This window comes from Massilia sp. Bi118 (assembly GCF_918697865.1).
In the GTDB taxonomy this organism is placed as follows: domain Bacteria; phylum Pseudomonadota; class Gammaproteobacteria; order Burkholderiales; family Burkholderiaceae_D; genus Telluria.
In genome coordinates this window covers 17,304-34,630 of record NZ_CAKKMV010000003.1, presented here as the reverse complement: position 1 = coordinate 34,630, position 17,327 = coordinate 17,304, and the positions used below count along the sequence as shown (strand labels likewise).

General features: G+C 65.4%; 16 protein-coding genes. 13 read left to right on the top strand and 3 right to left on the bottom strand.

Annotated features, from left to right (window positions below; translation table 11 throughout):
* The first annotated feature begins 38 nt into the window (after positions 1 to 38).
* The 9 genes from bamA to LQV39_RS04865 all read left to right on the top strand — a co-directional run bounded on the left by bamA (position 39) and on the right by LQV39_RS04865 (position 9,282).
* Positions 39 to 2,399, top strand: coding sequence for an outer membrane protein assembly factor BamA (gene bamA / locus LQV39_RS04905; RefSeq protein WP_230020714.1), 2,361 nt, complete (start codon positions 39 to 41; stop codon positions 2,397 to 2,399).
* An 11-nt stretch (positions 2,400 to 2,410) separates the two neighbouring features.
* Positions 2,411 to 2,950, top strand: a complete 540-nt coding sequence (locus tag LQV39_RS04900; protein ID WP_230020711.1) for an OmpH family outer membrane protein — start codon at positions 2,411 to 2,413, stop codon at positions 2,948 to 2,950.
* Positions 2,951 to 3,050: 100 nt separating this feature from the next.
* Positions 3,051 to 4,109 carry a UDP-3-O-(3-hydroxymyristoyl)glucosamine N-acyltransferase gene (gene lpxD / locus LQV39_RS04895; RefSeq protein WP_230020709.1) on the top strand — a complete coding sequence of 353 codons (1,059 nt, stop codon included), beginning with the start codon at positions 3,051 to 3,053 and terminating at the stop codon, positions 4,107 to 4,109.
* On the top strand, positions 4,106 to 4,612 hold the full coding sequence (fabZ, locus tag LQV39_RS04890; RefSeq protein ID WP_230020707.1) for a 3-hydroxyacyl-ACP dehydratase FabZ: 507 nt from the start codon (positions 4,106 to 4,108) through the stop codon (positions 4,610 to 4,612). Before lpxD ends, fabZ begins: the two co-directional genes overlap by 4 nt.
* A complete protein-coding gene (gene lpxA / locus LQV39_RS04885) occupies positions 4,612 to 5,403 on the top strand; it encodes an acyl-ACP--UDP-N-acetylglucosamine O-acyltransferase (protein WP_230020705.1) in 792 nt (263 codons plus the stop codon). The genes fabZ and lpxA overlap by 1 nt, the downstream gene beginning before the upstream one ends.
* The gene (lpxB, locus tag LQV39_RS04880) at positions 5,387 to 6,544 is read left to right on the top strand and encodes a lipid-A-disaccharide synthase (RefSeq protein WP_230020701.1); all 1,158 of its coding nucleotides are present in this window, start codon (positions 5,387 to 5,389) and stop codon (positions 6,542 to 6,544) included. Before lpxA ends, lpxB begins: the two co-directional genes overlap by 17 nt.
* A gap of 1 nt (position 6,545) precedes the next feature.
* Positions 6,546 to 7,229, top strand: a complete 684-nt coding sequence (gene rnhB, locus LQV39_RS04875) for a ribonuclease HII (protein WP_230020700.1) — start codon at positions 6,546 to 6,548, stop codon at positions 7,227 to 7,229.
* Complete coding sequence (locus LQV39_RS04870; protein ID WP_230020695.1) at positions 7,226 to 8,020, top strand: RNA methyltransferase; 795 nt, start codon at positions 7,226 to 7,228, stop codon at positions 8,018 to 8,020. Before rnhB ends, LQV39_RS04870 begins: the two co-directional genes overlap by 4 nt.
* A 50-nt stretch (positions 8,021 to 8,070) precedes the next feature.
* Positions 8,071 to 9,282, top strand: coding sequence for an EAL domain-containing protein (locus LQV39_RS04865; protein ID WP_230020694.1), 1,212 nt, complete (start codon positions 8,071 to 8,073; stop codon positions 9,280 to 9,282).
* Positions 9,283 to 9,396: 114 nt separating this feature from the next.
* Here LQV39_RS04865 and LQV39_RS04860 read toward each other — a convergent pair whose 3' ends face one another.
* Positions 9,397 to 10,245, bottom strand: coding sequence for a pyruvate, water dikinase regulatory protein (locus tag LQV39_RS04860; RefSeq protein WP_230020693.1), 849 nt, complete (start codon positions 10,243 to 10,245; stop codon positions 9,397 to 9,399).
* 270 nt (positions 10,246 to 10,515) lie between these two features.
* Here LQV39_RS04860 and ppsA point away from each other — a divergent pair, with 270 nt between their 5' ends.
* Positions 10,516 to 12,870: a phosphoenolpyruvate synthase gene (ppsA, locus tag LQV39_RS04855; protein ID WP_230022200.1), complete on the top strand. Its 2,355-nt coding sequence runs from the start codon at positions 10,516 to 10,518 to the stop codon at positions 12,868 to 12,870.
* Between the two features lie 56 nt (positions 12,871 to 12,926).
* Here ppsA and LQV39_RS04850 read toward each other — a convergent pair whose 3' ends face one another.
* Both LQV39_RS04850 and LQV39_RS04845 read right to left on the bottom strand, forming a co-directional pair.
* Positions 12,927 to 13,259, bottom strand: coding sequence for a YnfA family protein (locus LQV39_RS04850; RefSeq protein ID WP_230020691.1), 333 nt, complete (start codon positions 13,257 to 13,259; stop codon positions 12,927 to 12,929).
* Positions 13,260 to 13,271: 12 nt separating this feature from the next.
* Positions 13,272 to 14,426, bottom strand: a complete 1,155-nt coding sequence (locus tag LQV39_RS04845; protein WP_230020689.1) for a diguanylate cyclase — start codon at positions 14,424 to 14,426, stop codon at positions 13,272 to 13,274.
* A 126-nt stretch (positions 14,427 to 14,552) separates the two neighbouring features.
* Between LQV39_RS04845 and LQV39_RS04840 the strand changes: the two genes are divergently transcribed.
* The 3 genes from LQV39_RS04840 to LQV39_RS04830 all read left to right on the top strand — a co-directional run bounded on the left by LQV39_RS04840 (position 14,553) and on the right by LQV39_RS04830 (position 17,327).
* Positions 14,553 to 14,975, top strand: a complete 423-nt coding sequence (locus LQV39_RS04840; RefSeq protein WP_230020684.1) for an NfeD family protein — start codon at positions 14,553 to 14,555, stop codon at positions 14,973 to 14,975.
* 40 nt (positions 14,976 to 15,015) lie between these two features.
* Complete coding sequence (locus LQV39_RS04835; RefSeq protein ID WP_230020680.1) at positions 15,016 to 15,942, top strand: SPFH domain-containing protein; 927 nt, start codon at positions 15,016 to 15,018, stop codon at positions 15,940 to 15,942.
* A gap of 224 nt (positions 15,943 to 16,166) precedes the next feature.
* Positions 16,167 to 17,327, top strand: a complete 1,161-nt coding sequence (locus tag LQV39_RS04830) for a porin (RefSeq protein WP_230020677.1) — start codon at positions 16,167 to 16,169, stop codon at positions 17,325 to 17,327.

Genomic DNA, 17,327 nt, shown 5'->3' with positions numbered 1-17,327 from the left:
CGTACGTTGTCCAAATGACTGACCCATTGATTTAGCCAATGAAATTACACTCTGAACGTCCTGTACTGCCACGCTTCGCCATGCCTTCCCGTCGTAGCCTGATCGGCGCCGCAGTGCTCGCGCTTTGCGCCGGCCACGCTGCCGCCGTCGCTCCCTTCGTCGTGAAGGACATCCGGGTCGAAGGCATCCAGCGTACCGAGGCAGGCACGGTGTTCAGCTACCTGCCTGTGCGCGTCGGCGAGACCTTCGACGACGACAAGGGCACGGCGGCGATCAAGGCCCTGTACGCGACCGGCTTCTTCAAGGACGTGCGCCTGGAAGAAGAGAACGGCGTGCTGGTGGTGCTGGTCGAGGAACGCCCGGCGATTTCGAGCGTGGACTTTACCGGCACCAAGGAATTCGAGAAGGACATGCTGGTCAAGGCGCTGAAGGAAATCGGCGTCGGCGAAACCAAGATCTTCGACAAGGCCTCGGTCGAGCGCGCGGAGCAGGAGCTCAAGCGCCAGTACCTGTCGCACGGCCTGTACGGCGTGAAAATCACCACCACCGTGACCCCGATCGAGCGTAACCGCGTGACGGTCATGTTCAACGTGGACGAAGGCGACGCCGCCAAGATCAAGGGCATCAACATCGTCGGCAACAAGGCCTTCAGCGACAAGCAGCTGCGCGAACTGCTGCAGCTGAATACCTCAGGCTGGTTGACCTGGTACTCGAAGGCCGACCAGTACTCCAAGCAGAAGCTGACCGGCGACCTGGAATCCATCAAGTCCTGGTACGCAAACCACGGCTACCTGGAAGCCAACGTCGAATCGACCCAGGTCGCGATCACCCCGGACAAGAAGGACATCTACCTGACCATCAACATCACCGAGGGCGAGAAGTACACCGTCACCGGCGTCAAGATGGAAGGCGAGACCTTCGGCCGCGCGGAAGAACTGAAGCAGCTGATCCTGCTGCGCCCGGGCCAGACCTATTCCGGCGAGCTGCTGGAAGCCTCGAACAAGCGCATCTCGGACCGCCTGGCGAGCTTCGGCTACGCCTTCGCCAACGTCAACGCGAATCCGGAAATCGACCAGGCCAAGCATGAAGTGAAATTCACCTTCATCGTCGATCCGGGCAAGCGCGCCTACGTGCGCCACATGACCATCTCGGGCAACACGATCACCCGCGACGAAGTGATCCGCCGCGAATTCCGCCAGTTCGAGAGCTCGTGGTACGACCCGACCCGCGTGAAGATGTCGCGCGACCGCGTCGACCGCCTCGGCTACTTCAAGGACGTGACCGTCGAGACCCCGGAATCCCAGGGCACCACCGACCAGGTCGACGTCAACATCGCCGTCACCGAAAAGCCGACCGGTAACTTCATGATCGGCGGCGCGTTCTCGCAGGCCGAGAAGTTCACCTTCACGGCCTCGGTCACGCAGGCCAACTTTGCCGGCAGCGGCAACACCGTCGGCATCGAGCTGAATACCAGCAAGTACAACCGCACGATCTCGTTCGCCCAGACCAACCCGTACTTCACCGACGAAGGCGTGTCGCGCGCCTTCCAGCTCTACCTGCGCACCTCGCGTCCGCCGGCGCTGAACATCGGTTCGTACACCGTGCGCCAGATGGGCGGCAACCTGACCTTCGGCGTGCCGTTCTCGGAAACCGACAACGTCTACTTCGGCGCCGGCCTGGAACGCACCAAGCTGGAAACCGACGACAGCTCGCCGACCCTGTACAAGGAGTTCGTGCGCCAGAACTCGAGCGACCCGCTGACCAGGATCACCGGCGTGGGCTCGGCCACCACCGATGCGATCCCGCTGACCGTGGCCTGGGGCCGCGACTCGCGCGACAGCGCCGTCACGCCGACCCGCGGCCGCTACCAGCGCGCCAACCTGGAACTGGACCTGATCGGCGACGCCAAGTACTACCGCGCGATCTACGAACACCAGTGGTACCGTCCGCTGACGCGCTGGATGACGCTGGCCCTGAAGGGCGAGCTGGACATCGGCGGCGGCCTGCGCGGCCACGCCTACCCGGTCTTCAAGAACTTCTACGGCGGCGGCATCGGCTCGGTGCGCGGCTACGAGAGCTCGTCGCTGGGCCTGGTCGACCCCTACACCCTGGACGCGCTGGGCGGCGCCCGCCGCGTGATCGGCAACGCCGAGCTGCAGTTCCCCTTCCCGGGCAGCGGCACCGACCGTTCGCTGCGCTGGTTCACCTTCGCCGATACCGGCCAGGTGTTCCAGGAAGGCCAGCGCTTCCGCGTCGACCAGCTGCGCTACTCGGCGGGTATCGGCCTGTCGTGGATTTCGCCGGTGGGTCCGCTCAAGTTGAGTTATGCTAAGCCCTTGAACGCCAAGCCGGGCGATCGCCTGGAACGCTTCCAGTTCCAGATGGGCACCGGCTTCTGATCAGGAGAACCATGTTGAACAAGTCGATTTCCTCGTTGCCGCAATCGCTGCGCGTGCCGCTGCTGCTGGCCGCCCTGTGCGCCGGCGCCCTGGCGCCGCTGTGCGCCCAGGCGCAGACGGGCAGCGGCCGCATCGGTTTCGTGTACACCGAGCGCCTGATGACCGAATCGAAGCTGGCGCGGGCGGCGGACGAGAAAATCCAGAACGAGTTCTCGAAGCGCCAGAAGCAGGTCGACGACATGGTCAAGCGCTACAAGGGCGCGCGCGAGAAGTTCGACGACGATGCGCCCAAGCTGAACGATATCGACCGCACCCGCCGCACCCGCGAACTGCTCGACATGGAGAAGGACGTGCAGCGCATGCAGCGCGAGTTCAACGAAGACCTCTTCCAGCGCAAGAACGAAGAGCGCGCGGCGATCGCCCAGCGGGCATCGAAGCTGATCGAACAGGTGGCCGAGCAGGAGCACCTCGACGTGGTGCTGCAGGAAGCCGTCTGGACCAGCCCGCGCATCGACATCACCGACAAGATCCTCAAGCTGCTCGACAGATAAGCGGCAGGACACAAATAACATTACAAATGCGTTAACGCCGTCCGGCATCGATGCCGGACGGCGTATCATTATCCAGATTTACTTTTATACGGACGACCAGATGGGCACTCGACTGGGTGAATTGGTCGAACGCTTCGGTGGCCAGCTCGTGGGCGACCCGGACCTCGAAGTCCAGGGCATCGCACCGCTCGACAGCGCCGACGCTTCGCACATCAGCTTTCTGAGCAATAGCAAACTGCGCGCGCTGGCTGCGCAGAGCAGGGCGGCGGCGCTGATCGTCGCCCCGCTGGACGACGCCATCGTCGCCGCCACCTACGAGGGCGCACGCATCGTCACCACCAACCCCTACGCCTACTTCGCGCGCGCCGCCCAGTACTTCGCGGCGCTCGAAGAGACGCCGCCGCCCGCCGGCGTGCACCCCAGCGCCGTGGTCCACGAGAGCGCGCAGATCGACCCCAGCGCCCATATCGGGCCGCAGGTGACGGTCGAAGCGGGCGCCGTGGTCAAGGCCGGCGCCGTGATCGGGGCCGGCTGCTTCATCGGCCGCGAGGCGGAAATCGGCGAGGACACCCAGCTGTTCGCCAACGTCAGCTTCCATGCGCGCTGCCGGATCGGCAAGCGTGGCATCCTGCACTCGGGCGCGGTGATCGGCACCGACGGCTTCGGCTTCGCGCGCGAAAATGGCGTTTACATCAAGATTCCGCAGACCGGGCGCGTGATCCTGGGCGACGACGTCGACGTCGGCGCCAACACGACCATCGACCGCGGCGCGCTGGCCGACACCATCATCGAAGATGGGGTCAAGCTCGACAACCAGATCCAGATCGGCCACAACTGCCATATCGGCGCCAACACGGCCATGGCCGGCTGCGTGGGGGTGGCGGGCAGCGCGAAGATCGGCAAGAATTGCACCTTCGGCGGCGCCGCCATGGTGCTTGGCCACCTGGAAATCGCGGACAATGTCCATATCTCCTCGGGCAGCATGGTCTCGCGCTCGGTGCTGGAGCCGGGCCAGTACACCGGCTTCTACCCGCTGGCCAAGAACGCCGAGTGGGAAAAGAGCGCCGCCATCGTGCGCAACCTGTCCTCGATGCGCGAGAAGATCCGCTCGCTGGAAAAACAGATCAAAAACCTGACTGACAACACAGAACAAAAATGACGACCGAATCGACCACCACCTCGAAAATCCTGAACATCACCCAGATCAAGGAATACCTGCCGCACCGCTATCCGCTGCTGCTGGTCGACCGCGTGGTAGATTATGAACTGGGCAAGACCATCACCGCGATCAAGAACGTCACGGTGAACGAGGAGTTCTTCAACGGCCACTTTCCGCACCAGCCGGTGATGCCGGGCGTGCTGATGGTCGAGGCGCTGGCCCAGACCGCGGCGATCCTGTCCTTCATGACCATGGGTGTGAAGCCGGACGAGAATTCGGTGGTCTACTTCGTCGGCATCGACAACTGCCGCTTCAAGCGCCCGGTGGGCCCCGGCGACCAGCTCCGGATGGACGTCGAGATCCTGCGCAGCTCGCGCGGCATCTGGAAGTACAAGGCGCAGGCCAGCGTGGACGGCAAGGTGGCGGTGGAAGCGGAACTGATGTGCACCATCCGCGCCAACGAGAACGTATCTCCGGCGGCAGCGCCGGCAGCGGGGCAGTAATGAGCGGCCGGATTCACCCGACTGCGATCGTCGATCCGAAGGCGGAGCTGGACAGCTCGGTCGAGGTCGGCCCGTACTCGATCGTCGGCCCGCATGTCCGCATCGATGCCGGCACCGTGGTCGGCCCGCACGTGGTCATCGAAGGCCACACCACGATCGGCAAGGACAACAAGATCTTCCAGTTCGCCTCGCTGGGCGCGGCGCCGCAGGACAAGAAGTGGGCCGGCGAGCCGACCCGCCTCGAAATCGGCAACGGCAACACCATCCGCGAGTTCACCACCTTCAACCTGGGCACCGCCCAGGATGCCGGCGTGACCCGCCTTGGCGACGACAACTGGATCTCGGCCTACGTGCACCTGGCGCACGACTGCCAGGTCGGCAGCCACACGATCTTTTCGAACAATGCCCAGCTGGCGGGCCACGTGGTGGTCGGCGACTGGGCCATCCTGTCGGGCTACTGCGGCGTGCACCAGTTCTGCAAGATCGGCGCGCATGCCTTCATCGGCATGTACACCAGCCTGACCCAGGATGTGCCGCCCTACGTGCTCGTCTCCGGCAACCCGGCCGAAGCGCATGGCGTCAACATCGAGGGCCTGAAGCGCCGCGGCTTCACGCGCGAGCAGATCAACGCCATCCGCGCCGCCTACAAGGACATCTACCGTTCCGGCCTGACGCTGGAAGAGGCCAAGGCCAAGCTGGCGGCGGATGCTGCGCAGGGTGGCGATGCGGCCCCGCAAATCCAGGCGATGCTTGACTTCCTCGGCACCACCACCCGTGGCATCGTCCGCTGAGACCCATATTGCGCTGGTAGCGGGCGAGGTCTCCGGCGACATGCTGGCGGCGCGCCTGATGGCCGGCCTGCGTGCGCAGCTGCCCGATGTCCGCTACTCCGGCATCGGCGGCGCGCGCATGCTGGAGGAGGGCCTGGTGTCGGATGTGCCGATGGACACCCTCACCGTGCGCGGCCTGTTCGAAGTCATCCCGCGCTACCGCGAACTGAAGGGCATCCAGAATAATCTGCGGGATCGCCTGCTGCTTGAGCGGCCGGCCGCCTTCATCGGCGCCGACTACCCGGGCTTCAACCTGGGGCTGGAAGAGCAGCTGCGGGCAAGCGGCATTCCGACCCTGCACTTCGTCGGTCCGCAGATCTGGGCATGGCGGGGCGGCCGCATCAAGAAGATCCAGCGCGCGGTCTCGCACATGCTGCTGATCTTCCCCTTCGAAGAAGAGATCTACCGCCAGGCCGGCGTGCCGGCCACCTATATCGGCCATCCGCTGGCAGAGCAGATTCCGCTGCAGCCCGACGTCGTCGCCGCCAGGCGCCAGCTGGGCATCCCGGAAGAGGCGAAAGTCGTGACCGTCATGCCGGGCAGCCGCATGGCCGAGATCAAGTACCTGAGCGAGCCCTTCGCCGGCGCCGTGAAGCTGCTGGCCCGGCGCGACCCGTCCGTGCGCTTCATCGCGCCGATGGCGGGCGAGCGCCAGAAGGCGTATTTCAGGGAGCTGGCGGCGAAAGCCGGTTTGCAGGACGTGCCGCTGGAACTGATCGACGGCCAGTCGCATGCCTGCATTGCCGCCGCCGATGCGGTGCTGGCGGCGTCCGGCACGGCGACCCTGGAAGTGGCGCTGTTCAAGAAGCCGATGGTGATCGCCTACAAGGTGATGCGGGCGTCCTGGGAGATCATGCGCCACATGGGCTACCTGCCGTGGATCGGCCTGCCGAACATCCTCGCGCGCGAATTCGTCGTGCCGGAATTCCTGCAGCACGCCGCCACGCCGCAGGCGCTGGCCGACGCCGTCTGGTTCCAGTTGACGGACGAAGCGAATCGCGCGAAGCTGGCGCAACGCTTCCTGGAGATGCACCACAGCCTGCTGCGCAACAGCGCTGAAGAGAGCAGCAGGGCCGTGCTCGAAGTCATAGGTAAGAAGTGAAATGAGCAAGAAGAAGTTCGATTTCTATCCCGGTCTGCCGACCCGTGACCGTCCGTTCACCGCCGTCGACATCGTCTGCGGCGTGGACGAAGCCGGGCGCGGTCCGCTGGCCGGGCCGGTGTATGCCGCCGCCGTGATCCTCGACCCCAGGCGGCCGATCGAGGGCCTGCGCGACTCCAAGAAGCTGACGGAAGCGCGCCGCGACGAGCTGGCGCCGATCATCCGCGAGCAGGCCCTGGCCTGGGCCATCGCCGAGTGCTCGCACCACGAGATCGACACCCTGAACATCCTGCAGGCGACCATGCTGGCGATGCGCCGCGCGGTGGAGCAGCTGGCCACCATGCCGACCATCGCCCTGATCGACGGCAACCGTTGCCCGACGCTGCCGGAGATGGTCCGCGCCCACGCCGTGGTCGAAGGCGACGACAAGGTGCACGCCATCTCGGCCGCGTCGATCCTGGCCAAGACCGCGCGCGATGCCGCACTAAGGGCCCTGCACGAGGCGTATCCGCAGTACGCCTTCGACCAGCACAAGGGTTATTCCACCGCGCTGCACCTGGAGAGGCTGCGCCTGCATGGGCCATGCCCGGTGCACCGCCGTTCCTTCGCGCCGGTGCGGGCGCTTCTAAAGCCCGACCTTTGCGAACCCGATTTGTTCTCGGCCTTCGAAAGCGTTCCCGCATGAAGACCGTCAGCTCGCGCGACAACCCGTTTTATAAAGAACTCAAGGCCCTGGCCACCAGCTCGCAGGCGCGCCGCAAGGCCGGCCGCTCGCTGCTGGACGGCGTGCACTTGTGCCAGTCCTGGCTCGACCTGCGCGGCCTGCCGGTCCATTGCGTGGTATCCGAGGACGCCCTGGCGAACCCGGAAGTAGCAAGCATCGTCGGCCTCGTCGAGGCCGGCCGCGGCCATGTGACGGCGCTGCCGGAGGCGCTGTTCGGCGCCATCAGCCAGGTCGAGCATGGCGTCAACATCGTGTTCGTGGTCGATACGCCTGCGCCCGTCGTGCCGAAGCTGCTGACGGAATCGGCGGTGCTGCTGGACGGCGTGCAGGACCCGGGCAATGTCGGCTCCATCCTGCGCAGCGCCGGCGCGGCCGGCATCAGGCAGGTCTGGTGCAGCCCCGGCACGGCTTTCTGCTGGTCCCCCAAGGTGCTGCGCGCGGCCATGGGCGCCCACTTCGTGCTGGAGATCTTCGAGAACGCCGACCTGGCTGGGCTGGTGCGCAATGCGAAGGTGCCGGTGCTGGCCACCAGCGGCTACGCCGCCGAATGCCTGTACGACATCGAGCTGTCCGGGCCGGCGGCCTGGGTGCTGGGCCACGAGGGGCAGGGCGTGTCCGACCAACTGCTGAACCTGGCCAGCCGGCGCGTGGCCGTGCCGCACGCGGGCCAGGTCGAGTCGCTGAACGTCGCCGCCTGTGCCGCCGTGTGCTTTTTCGAGCAATTACGGCAGACGCGGCGCCGCCAGCCATAGACGGCATGCGCGGCGCCATGTACCCTGCGGGTTGAGCAAGCGGAGCCGCGATGGACACGATGCAGTTAGCTTTACAAAATCTTCATTTCCTGGTGGCGGAAGCCGAACCGGTGCAGCGCCGCGCCCTGATCGAGGCCCTCGGCCAGCTCGGCGCGACCCGCGTCACCGACGTGCCTGACGGCCCGACCGCTCTGCGCACCCTTCAGGCCAGCTTCACGCCGAAAGTCGACGTCGCCATCATCGACCTCGCCCTGGGCGGCATGGACGGCCTCGAGCTGCTGCGCGCGATTGCCGGGCTGAAGTCCGCGGTGCGCCTGATCGTGATCGGCGCCCAGCCCGCCGGCGTGCTGTTCTCGGTCGAGACCCTGGCCCAGGCCTACGGCGTCGACCTGCTGGGCACCATCGCCAAGCCCGTCTCCAGCGCCAAGCTGAAGGCGCTGCTGGACAACTTCCAGCCGCCGGCGCGTCCGCGCGCCAGCCCGAAAACGCCTGCCTTCAGCTTTGCGGAAGTCGGCGTCGGCCTGCAGCAGCGCCAGTTCGAACCCTTCTTCCAGCCCAAGATCGAACTGGCCACCGGCCAGGTCAAGGGCCTGGAGACTTTCGCGCGCTGGCGCCATCCCGAGCACGGCGTGCTGGGCCCGGGCGCCTTCATCGACGCGCTGGAACAGAACAACCGCGTCGATTTCCTCGACTGGACCATGATCGAGCTGTCGGTCGAGCGCTGCCGCCAGTACCACGACCAGGGCATCCCGATTTCGATCTCGCTGAACCTGGCCGCCGAGACGCTGGCGAACCCCAACTTCATCCGCCAGGTGTCGTCCTGCATGAAGCGCCATGGCGTGATGCCGGATTACCTGACCTTCGAGATCACCGAGTCCTCGATCCTGAAATTCGACGCCGACTTCATCGAACGCCTGGTGCGCCTGCGCATGATGGGCTTCGGCCTGGCGATCGACGACTACGGCACCGGGCGCTCGAACCTTCAGTTGCTGGCGCGGATTCCGTTCTCGGAGCTGAAGATCGACCGTTCCTTCGTCGATGGCGCTTCCAAAAAGCGGCCGCTTGGTACGGTGCTGAAATCATGCCTGGGGCTGGCGCATAGCCTGGACCGGATGTCGGTCGCGGTCGGTGTCGAGACGCGGCAGGATTGGGATTTCCTGCAGGGCTTGGGCTGCACGTATGCGCAGGGCTACCATATTGCCAATCCGATGGAGGCTTCGGCGTTTCCGGGTTGGCTGGAAGACTGGCGGCACTTTTTCTAAGAGTTTGCCCGTCGTCCCCGCGCAGGCGGAGACCCAAGTTTAGCCAGCGTGACGCGAACAAACTTGGGTTTCCGCCTCCGCGGGAACGACGGTAGGGAACGACGGCGGGGGAAATTAATACTCCCGACGATCCGGCTTGATCTCCTGAAGAATCGTCGTCGAAATCTCCTCGATCGACTTGGTCGTCGACGACAGCCAGCGTATCCCCTCGCGCCGCATCAGCACTTCCGCCTCGTTCACCTCATACCGGCAATTCTCCAGCGACGCATATTTGCTGCCGGCCCGCCGCTCGTTACGGATCTCCGCCAGGCGCTCCGGCGTGATCGTCAAACCGAACAGCTTGTGCTTGAAGGGCGGCAGGGCCGAAGGCAGCCTGCCGCGCTCGAAATCGTCGGGAATCAGCGGGTAGTTGGCGGCCTTGATCCCGTATTGCATTGCAAGGTAGAGGCTGGTCGGGGTCTTGCCGGAGCGCGAGACGCCGACCAGGATCACGTCGGCGTCGGCCAGGTTCTTGTGCGACTGGCCGTCGTCGTGGGCCAGCGAGAAGTTGATGGCTTCGATGCGGCTCTTGTATTCCTCGCTGTCGACCACGTTGTGGATGCGGCCGATGGTGTGGGTCGATTTCACGCCCAGTTCCTGCTCGAGCGGCGCGACGAAGGTCTGGAACAGGTCCATGTGCATGCCCTGGGCGGCGCGGATCACGGCCGACAGGTCGTGCTTGACCAGGGTCGAGAACACGATGGGGCGCTGGTTGTCGCTGAGTGCCACCTCGTTGATGCGGCGCGCCGCCTCGTAGGCTTTCTCCATGGTATCGATGAAGGGCAAGCGGATCTGGCGGAAGCGCATTTCGAACTGGCTCAGCACCGCGTGGCCAAAGGTTTCGGCCGTGATGCCGGTGCCGTCGGACACGAAGAAAACGGTGCGCGCGGCGTTCGGATTGGCCGGAGTGCTCAAGGAAGTCATTGTGCCTTTTTGCTAAGATGATGACAAAGTTGCAGCCAGCCCACGGTGCATTGCACAAACGCGGGTTAAAATGCTCGGCAACGGTAGTTCGGATTGTGCTGCACGGCGGTCAGAATAACAACAAGAGACACCTCCGGCCAGCACAGCCACGAAAGATTTCCATCATCAAAAAGGTGTTTCATCATGACTAACCTGTCTACTGCAGCATTGACTCCGCCGGATCCCGCGGCGGGCGATTCCGTCTACGTTGCTTCCTTCGAAAACCTGCGCATGACCGACGTCGAGTCGGTCGGCGGCAAGAACGCCTCGCTGGGCGAAATGATCAGCCAGCTGGCCGAAGCCGGCGTGCGCGTGCCGGGCGGCTTTGCCACCACGGCCGACGCCTTCCGTGACTTCCTGCGCCACAGCGCCGACGGCGGCCCCTCGCTGGGCCAGCGCATCGCCCTGCGCCTGGAGAACCTGAACATCGACGATACGCGCGCGCTCGCCGCCGCCGGCGCCGAGATCCGCCAGTGGATCGTCGAAACCCCGTTCCAGCCGCGCCTGGAACAGGAAATCCACGCCTTCTACGACCGCCTGGTGGCCGATTCGGACGCCGAGATGTCGTTCGCGGTGCGCTCGTCCGCCACCGCGGAAGACCTGCCGGATGCCTCCTTCGCGGGCCAGCAGGAGACCTTCCTGAACGTGGTCGGCATCGACAACGTGCTGGAAGCCATGAAGCACGTGTTCGCCTCGCTGTACAACGACCGCGCGATCTCGTATCGCGTGCACAAGGGCTTCACCCACGCCGAGGTCGCGCTGTCGGCCGGCGTGCAGCGCATGGTCCGCTCGGACACCGGCGCCGCCGGCGTGATGTTCACCATCGACACCGAGTCGGGCTTCAAGGACGTGGTCTTCATCACCTCCAGCTACGGCCTGGGCGAGACCGTGGTGCAGGGCGCCGTCAACCCGGACGAGTACTACGTCCACAAGCCGATGCTCGAGCAGGGCAAGAAGCCGGTCATCCGCCGCAACATCGGCTCCAAGCTGATCAAGATGGAGTTCACCAAAGAGGCGAAAGCGGGCCGCTCGGTGCAGACCGTCGACGTGCCGGTCGAGCTGCGCAACCGCTATTCGCTGAACGACGAGGAAGTGGTGGAGCTGGCGAAATACGCCGTCATCATCGAGAAGCACTACGGCCGCCCGATGGACATCGAGTGGGGCAAGGACGGCCGCGACGGCAAGCTGTACATCCTGCAGGCGCGTCCGGAAACCGTGAAGTCGCAGCAGAAGGCGGGCGACGCCCAGCAGCGCTTCAAGCTGAAGGGCACCGGCACCGTGCTGACCAGCGGCCGCGCGATCGGCCAGAAGATCGGCGCCGGCCCGGTCCGCGTCATCAACGACCCGTCCGAGATGGAACGCGTGCAGCCGGGCGACGTGCTGGTGGCCGACATGACCGACCCGAACTGGGAGCCGGTCATGAAGCGCGCCTCCGCGATCGTCACCAACCGCGGCGGCCGCACCTGCCACGCGGCCATCATCGCGCGTGAACTGGGCGTGCCGGCGGTGGTCGGCTGCGGCGACGCCACCGAAACCCTGAAGGACGGCACCTTCGTGACCGTCTCCTGCGCCGAGGGCGACGAAGGCCGCATCTACGACGGCCTGCTGGAAACCGAGGTGTCGGAAGAAGTGCGCGGCGAACTGCCGCCGCTGAAGACCAAGATCATGCTCAACGTCGGCAACCCGCAGCTGGCCTTCGACTTCCAGTCGGTGCCGAACGGCGGCGTCGGCCTGGCGCGCCTCGAGTTCATCATCAACAACAACATCGGCGTGCACCCGAAGGCCATCCTCGAGTACCCGAACATCGACAACGACCTGAAAAAGGCCGTTGAGTCGGTCGCGCGCGGCCACGCTTCGCCGAAGGCCTTCTACGTCGACAAGCTGGCCGAAGGCGTGGCCACGATCGCCGCCGCCTTCTGGCCGAAGCCCGTCATCGTGCGCCTGTCCGACTTCAAGTCGAACGAGTACAAGAAGCTGATCGGCGGCTCGCGCTACGAGCCGGACGAAGAGAACCCGATGCTGGGCTTCCGCGGCGCCGCACGCTACCTGGCCGAGGACTTTGCCGAGTCCTTCGAGATGGAATGCCTGGCCATGAAACGCGTGCGCGAAGAAATGGGCCTGACCAATGTCGAGATCATGATCCCCTTCGTGCGCACCCTCGGCCAGGCCGAGAAGGTGGTCAACCTGTTGGCGAAGTACGGCCTGAAGCGCGGCGAGAACGGCCTGCGCGTCATCATGATGTGCGAAGTGCCGTCGAATGCGATCCTGGCCGAGCAGTTCCTCGAGCACTTCGACGGCTTCTCGATCGGCTCGAACGACCTGACCCAGCTGACCCTGGGCCTGGACCGCGACTCCGGCATGGAGCTGCTGGCCAAGGACTTCGACGAGCGCGACCCGGCCGTCAAGGCGATGCTGTCGCTGGCGATCAAGGCCTGCCGCGCCCAGGGCAAGTACATCGGCATTTGCGGCCAGGGGCCTTCCGATAACCCGGACTTCGCGCAGTGGCTGGTGGAGCAGGGGATCGAGTCGATGTCGCTGAATCCGGATTCGGTGATCGATACCTGGAAGAAGCTGGCGGCGATGTAAGACTGTCGCGGCTGATCAAACCCTCGCCGGCACGCGCCCGCGAGGGTTTTTCTTTGTCAGCCCTGCGGCTGCAGCGCAATCACCGCCATGCCGGCCAGCGCCAGGCCTGCGCCGAGCAGGTCGAAGCGGGTCAGCGCCACGCCGTCGACGAAGCGCAGCCACAGCAGGGCCACCGCGATGTACATGCCGCCGTAGGCCGCATAAGTACGGCCGGCCGCTGCCGGGTGCAGGGTCAGCAGCCAGGCGAACAAGGCCAGCGACAGGGCCGCGGGCAGCAGCAGCCAGGCGCTTTTGCCGGTCTTGATCACCAGCCAGGGCAGGTAGCAGCCGAGGATTTCCACCAGCGCGGTCAGTGCGAACAGTGCGGCGTATTTGGCAAGCGTGAACATCCCTTGCTTATATCAGAGGCTGGGCGCGGCGGCCACCGCATTGCGGCCGCCGGCCTTGGCCGCATACAGCGCGGCGTCGGCGCGCGACAGCATGGCGTCGATGCTTTCGCCAAGGGCCAGCGTGGCGGCGCCGATGCTGACCGTGTAACCGGCGGCGATGCCGGCCTCGCGGTCCGGCGCGCGCTCCAGGCCGTGGCGCAGGCGCTCGGCCACCAGCAGCGCGGTGTCGGCGCCGGTGTCCGGCAGCAGCACCGCGAATTCTTCGCCGCCCAGGCGAGCCACGGTATCGATACTGCGCACTACCGCGCCGGTGCGTTCGACGATGTCGACCAGCACCCGGTCGCCCGCAGCGTGGCCGTGGGTGTCGTTGATGCGCTTGAAGTGGTCGACATCGAACAGCAGCAGCGAGAGCGGGGCCTGGCGGCGCAGCGCGCGCGCCTGTTCGCGCGTGGCCAGGTCGAAGAAGGCGCGGCGCGAGCGGGCGCCGGTCAAATGGTCGTGGTCGGCGGCGTGCCGGGCGCGCGCGACCAGCTCGGCGTTGGCCATCATGACCGCGCCCAGGGTCAGCGCGGGCAGCGACAGGGCGCCTGCCGAGAAAAACACCAGGCTCAGGGTCGCATCGTCCCAGGGCAGCTGGACGCCGGCGGCCTGGGCACCGTAGACGAGGGCGCGCACCAGCTGGAAGGCGGCGTTGGCGAAGGCCGCGCAGACGGTGAACAGGGCCGGATAGCGGCGCCCCGTCTGCGCCAGCTGCCGCCATACCACCACGCCCATTTCCGCCAGCAGGGCGCTGTGCAGAAGCGACATCGCGACCACGCGCCCGCCCACCGAATCGACCCCATGGTGCAGCGCGAGGATCGCGGCCAGGCCCAGCGCGACGCAGGCGGCCAGGCGGCAACAGGGCACGTCCACGTTCAGGTGGCGCCGGAAGCCGGCCAGCATCAGCACCGTGGTGCCGAGCAGCAGGGTGTTCGCGAGCTCGATCGAAAAGAAGTCCGGCACCACGCCGCGCGCCGCGAACAGCGGCAGCGAGACCACCGCCAGCGCATTCGCCGCGGACCATTCGCGGATGCCGCGGGCGCCGCTCTTCCTCAGCGAGGACAGAACGAGCAACATGACGGCGGATAGCGCCATGGTGAGCAGCAGCAGGCTTACGACGATCAACATAATTTCTCTATGGTATCAAATATTGAGGTAAAACCCTATTTGGATGTCGGGTTTTTGACCCGTTGACTCCTTGTCTAGACAGGGTAGACTGGCATTGTTGTCATACTGAAAATGAAGGAGTACACCATGGCTGAATGGATGGGCTGGCTCGTGGCGGCCGGCGTGCTCGTGATCCTGGAGCTGTTCACCGGGACGTTCTACCTGTTGATGATCGCGATCGGTCTGGCGGTCGGCGGTCTCGCCGCCGTGGCCGGCGCGAGCGGACCGCTGCAGACGATCGCGGCGGCCCTGGTCGGCGTGCTGGCGACGGCCCTGCTGCACCGCTCGCGCTTCGGCCGGCCGGCGCGCAGCGACGCCAGCCGCGACAGTAACGTCAATCTCGACATCGGCCAGCGCGTGAACGTGCCGGCCTGGGACAACGGCCGCGCCCGCGTGATGTACCGCGGCGCATTGTGGGACGTCGAACTGGGCCAGGGCGCCACGCCGCAGGCCGGTGATTTCCGCATCGTCGAAGTGCAGGGCAGCCGGCTGGTGGTGGCGAATTCCTGATTTATAAGTTTTGCTTCAAATATAACCAGATATATAAGGGATGCTCATAATGTTTTCATTCGGTACGGTCGCACTGGTCATTTTCATCATCGCGCTAGTCTTCGTCATCAAGACCATCAACGTGGTGCCCCAGCAGCATGCCTGGGTGGTCGAACGGCTCGGCAAGTACCACGCCACGCTGGCGCCGGGCCTGAACATTGTCGTGCCCTTCATCGACCGCATCGCCTACAAGCACAGCCTGAAGGAAATCCCGCTCGACGTGCCGCCCCAGGTCTGCATCACCCGCGACAATACCCAGCTGCAGGTCGACGGCATCCTCTACTTCCAGGTGACCGATGCGATGCGCGCGTCCTACGGTTCGTCGAACTTCATCACCGCGATCACCCAGCTGGCGCAGACCACGCTGCGTTCCGTGATCGGCAAGATGGAGCTCGACAAGACCTTCGAGGAGCGCGATCACATTAACACGACCATCGTCAACGCGATCGACGAATCGGCCGCCAACTGGGGCGTGAAAGTGCTGCGCTACGAGATCAAGGACCTGACCCCGCCGGCCGAGATCCTGCACGCGATGCAGCGCCAGATCACCGCCGAACGCGAGAAACGCGCGCTGATCGCCGCTTCCGAGGGCCGGCGCCAGGAAGCGATCAACATCGCCAGCGGCGAGCGCGAGGCGGCGATTGCCCGTTCCGAAGGCGAGAAGCAGGCCGCGATCAACCGCGCCCAGGGCGAGGCGACCGCCATCGTGGCGCTGGCCGACGCCAGTGCGACCGCGCTGCGCCAGGTCGGCGATGCGATCCGCAGCCCGGGCGGCGCGGATGCGGTCAACCTGCGGGTGGCCGAGGAATACGTGCACGCCTTCGGTAACCTGGCCAAGACCAATAACTCCATCATCGTCCCGGCCGATCTCGGCAATATGAGCGGACTGATCGCCAGCGCGCTGCAGATCGTGAAGGCCGAGCGCTGATGCGGGTAGTGGTGGTCACGCAAGCCGCGTCGACCGCCACAACTCATCTGTTCTGAAACAGAGCGCCAGGCTCAGGCACAAGCAGCACAAATACTGCTCAGTTTCTGTACGCTTTTCCGATTCCCGGCTGTCTCTGCCCTTGATGCACGCTGGGTACGCTTATTGCCTTGTTAGGGATGCATCGGCCGCTGTGTCGATCCCCCAATCACAACGAGGAGAGCGCGATGAAGAGAATGCTCATGCTGGGCCTGCTTGCCGCTGCCGCCGTACCTCCCGCACAAGCAGTCGACATCAAGGCCGGCGACTGGACCGTCAACGTCGGCGGCAACGTGAATGCCTTTTATACCCTGGTCAGGTGCAAGGGCGGCTTCGACAGCGGCGTGGCGCTGGCCGGGCGCACGCTCGGCTGCGGCGGCGAGGACCGCCGCACCACGATCGGCAACGGCCTGCTGCCGAGCGCCCTGGTGACGAGCGCCACCACCAACCAGGGCGGCTGGGACGTCAAGGCGCTGATCGGCATCTACGTCGCCACCGCCACCGACAGCGCGATCGCCCAGAACAGCGATGTCGACATCCGCCAGGCCTTCTTCAGCTTCGGCCGGCCCGACTTCGGCACCGTCAAGCTGGGGCGCGACTACGGCCTGTTCGGCTCCCATGCCATCCTCGGCGACATGACCATCCAGGGCATCGGCGCACCGGTGCAGGCCACCCAGCGCGGCCGGGTCGCGCTCGGCCACATCGGCGCCGGCTATGCCTACCTGAACCACTATGGCCAGGTCGTGTACTCGGCGCCGTCCATGCTGCCCTACGGGATCGGCCTCGATGTCGGCCTGATGAGCCCGGTTTCCGACACGCCCATCGTCGCGCCTTCGCGCTACTCGGCCAAGTCGACGCCCCAGGTGCAGCTGCAGCTGACCGGCGCCCTCGGACCGGCCAAGGGCTGGCTGGGCTACAAGACCCAGCACTTCGAGACCGTCGACCCGGCGGCCTTCAACAATTTCCGCATGAACGCCGTCGAAGTGGGCGCCAGCATGGACTACGAGCAGTTTGGCTTCCTGGTCAACTTCCAGCGCGGCAAAGGCCTGGGCCTGCTGTCGGATGCCGACCAGGCCGACGTCAAGTCGACCCACTGGTTCCTGCAGGCGATGTACAAGGCCGACGAGCGGCTCAAGGTCGGCCTCAACTACGGCCGCAGCAAGAACAGCGACAACAGCCCGGGCACGCTCGGCCTCAAGGAGAACGCCAACTATACGCTCGGCGCCTACTACGGGCTGAACAAGTACGTAACCCTGGTCGGTGAGCTGGGGCGCACGCGCTCGAAAGGCTTTTCCGGCGCGTCCAGCCACATGAATGGCGTTTCCCTGGGAGGGATCATCAACTTCTAA

Excerpts from the sequence above, each read along its gene's own strand:
- bamA (WP_230020714.1), top strand. The coding sequence starts at position 39 with ATGAAATTACACTCTGAACGTCCTGTACTGCCACGCTTCGCCATGCCT.
- LQV39_RS04900 (WP_230020711.1), top strand. The coding sequence starts at position 2,411 with ATGTTGAACAAGTCGATTTCCTCGTTGCCGCAATCGCTGCGCGTGCCG.
- lpxD (WP_230020709.1), top strand. The coding sequence starts at position 3,051 with ATGGGCACTCGACTGGGTGAATTGGTCGAACGCTTCGGTGGCCAGCTC.
- fabZ (WP_230020707.1), top strand. The coding sequence starts at position 4,106 with ATGACGACCGAATCGACCACCACCTCGAAAATCCTGAACATCACCCAG.
- lpxA (WP_230020705.1), top strand. The coding sequence starts at position 4,612 with ATGAGCGGCCGGATTCACCCGACTGCGATCGTCGATCCGAAGGCGGAG.
- rnhB (WP_230020700.1), top strand. The coding sequence starts at position 6,546 with ATGAGCAAGAAGAAGTTCGATTTCTATCCCGGTCTGCCGACCCGTGAC.
- LQV39_RS04870 (WP_230020695.1), top strand. The coding sequence starts at position 7,226 with ATGAAGACCGTCAGCTCGCGCGACAACCCGTTTTATAAAGAACTCAAG.
- LQV39_RS04865 (WP_230020694.1), top strand. The coding sequence starts at position 8,071 with ATGGACACGATGCAGTTAGCTTTACAAAATCTTCATTTCCTGGTGGCG.
- LQV39_RS04860 (WP_230020693.1), bottom strand. The coding sequence starts at position 10,245 with ATGACTTCCTTGAGCACTCCGGCCAATCCGAACGCCGCGCGCACCGTT.
- ppsA (WP_230022200.1), top strand. The coding sequence starts at position 10,516 with ATGACCGACGTCGAGTCGGTCGGCGGCAAGAACGCCTCGCTGGGCGAA.
- LQV39_RS04850 (WP_230020691.1), bottom strand. The coding sequence starts at position 13,259 with ATGTTCACGCTTGCCAAATACGCCGCACTGTTCGCACTGACCGCGCTG.
- LQV39_RS04845 (WP_230020689.1), bottom strand. The coding sequence starts at position 14,426 with ATGTTGATCGTCGTAAGCCTGCTGCTGCTCACCATGGCGCTATCCGCC.
- LQV39_RS04840 (WP_230020684.1), top strand. The coding sequence starts at position 14,553 with ATGGCTGAATGGATGGGCTGGCTCGTGGCGGCCGGCGTGCTCGTGATC.
- LQV39_RS04835 (WP_230020680.1), top strand. The coding sequence starts at position 15,016 with ATGCTCATAATGTTTTCATTCGGTACGGTCGCACTGGTCATTTTCATC.
- LQV39_RS04830 (WP_230020677.1), top strand. The coding sequence starts at position 16,167 with ATGAAGAGAATGCTCATGCTGGGCCTGCTTGCCGCTGCCGCCGTACCT.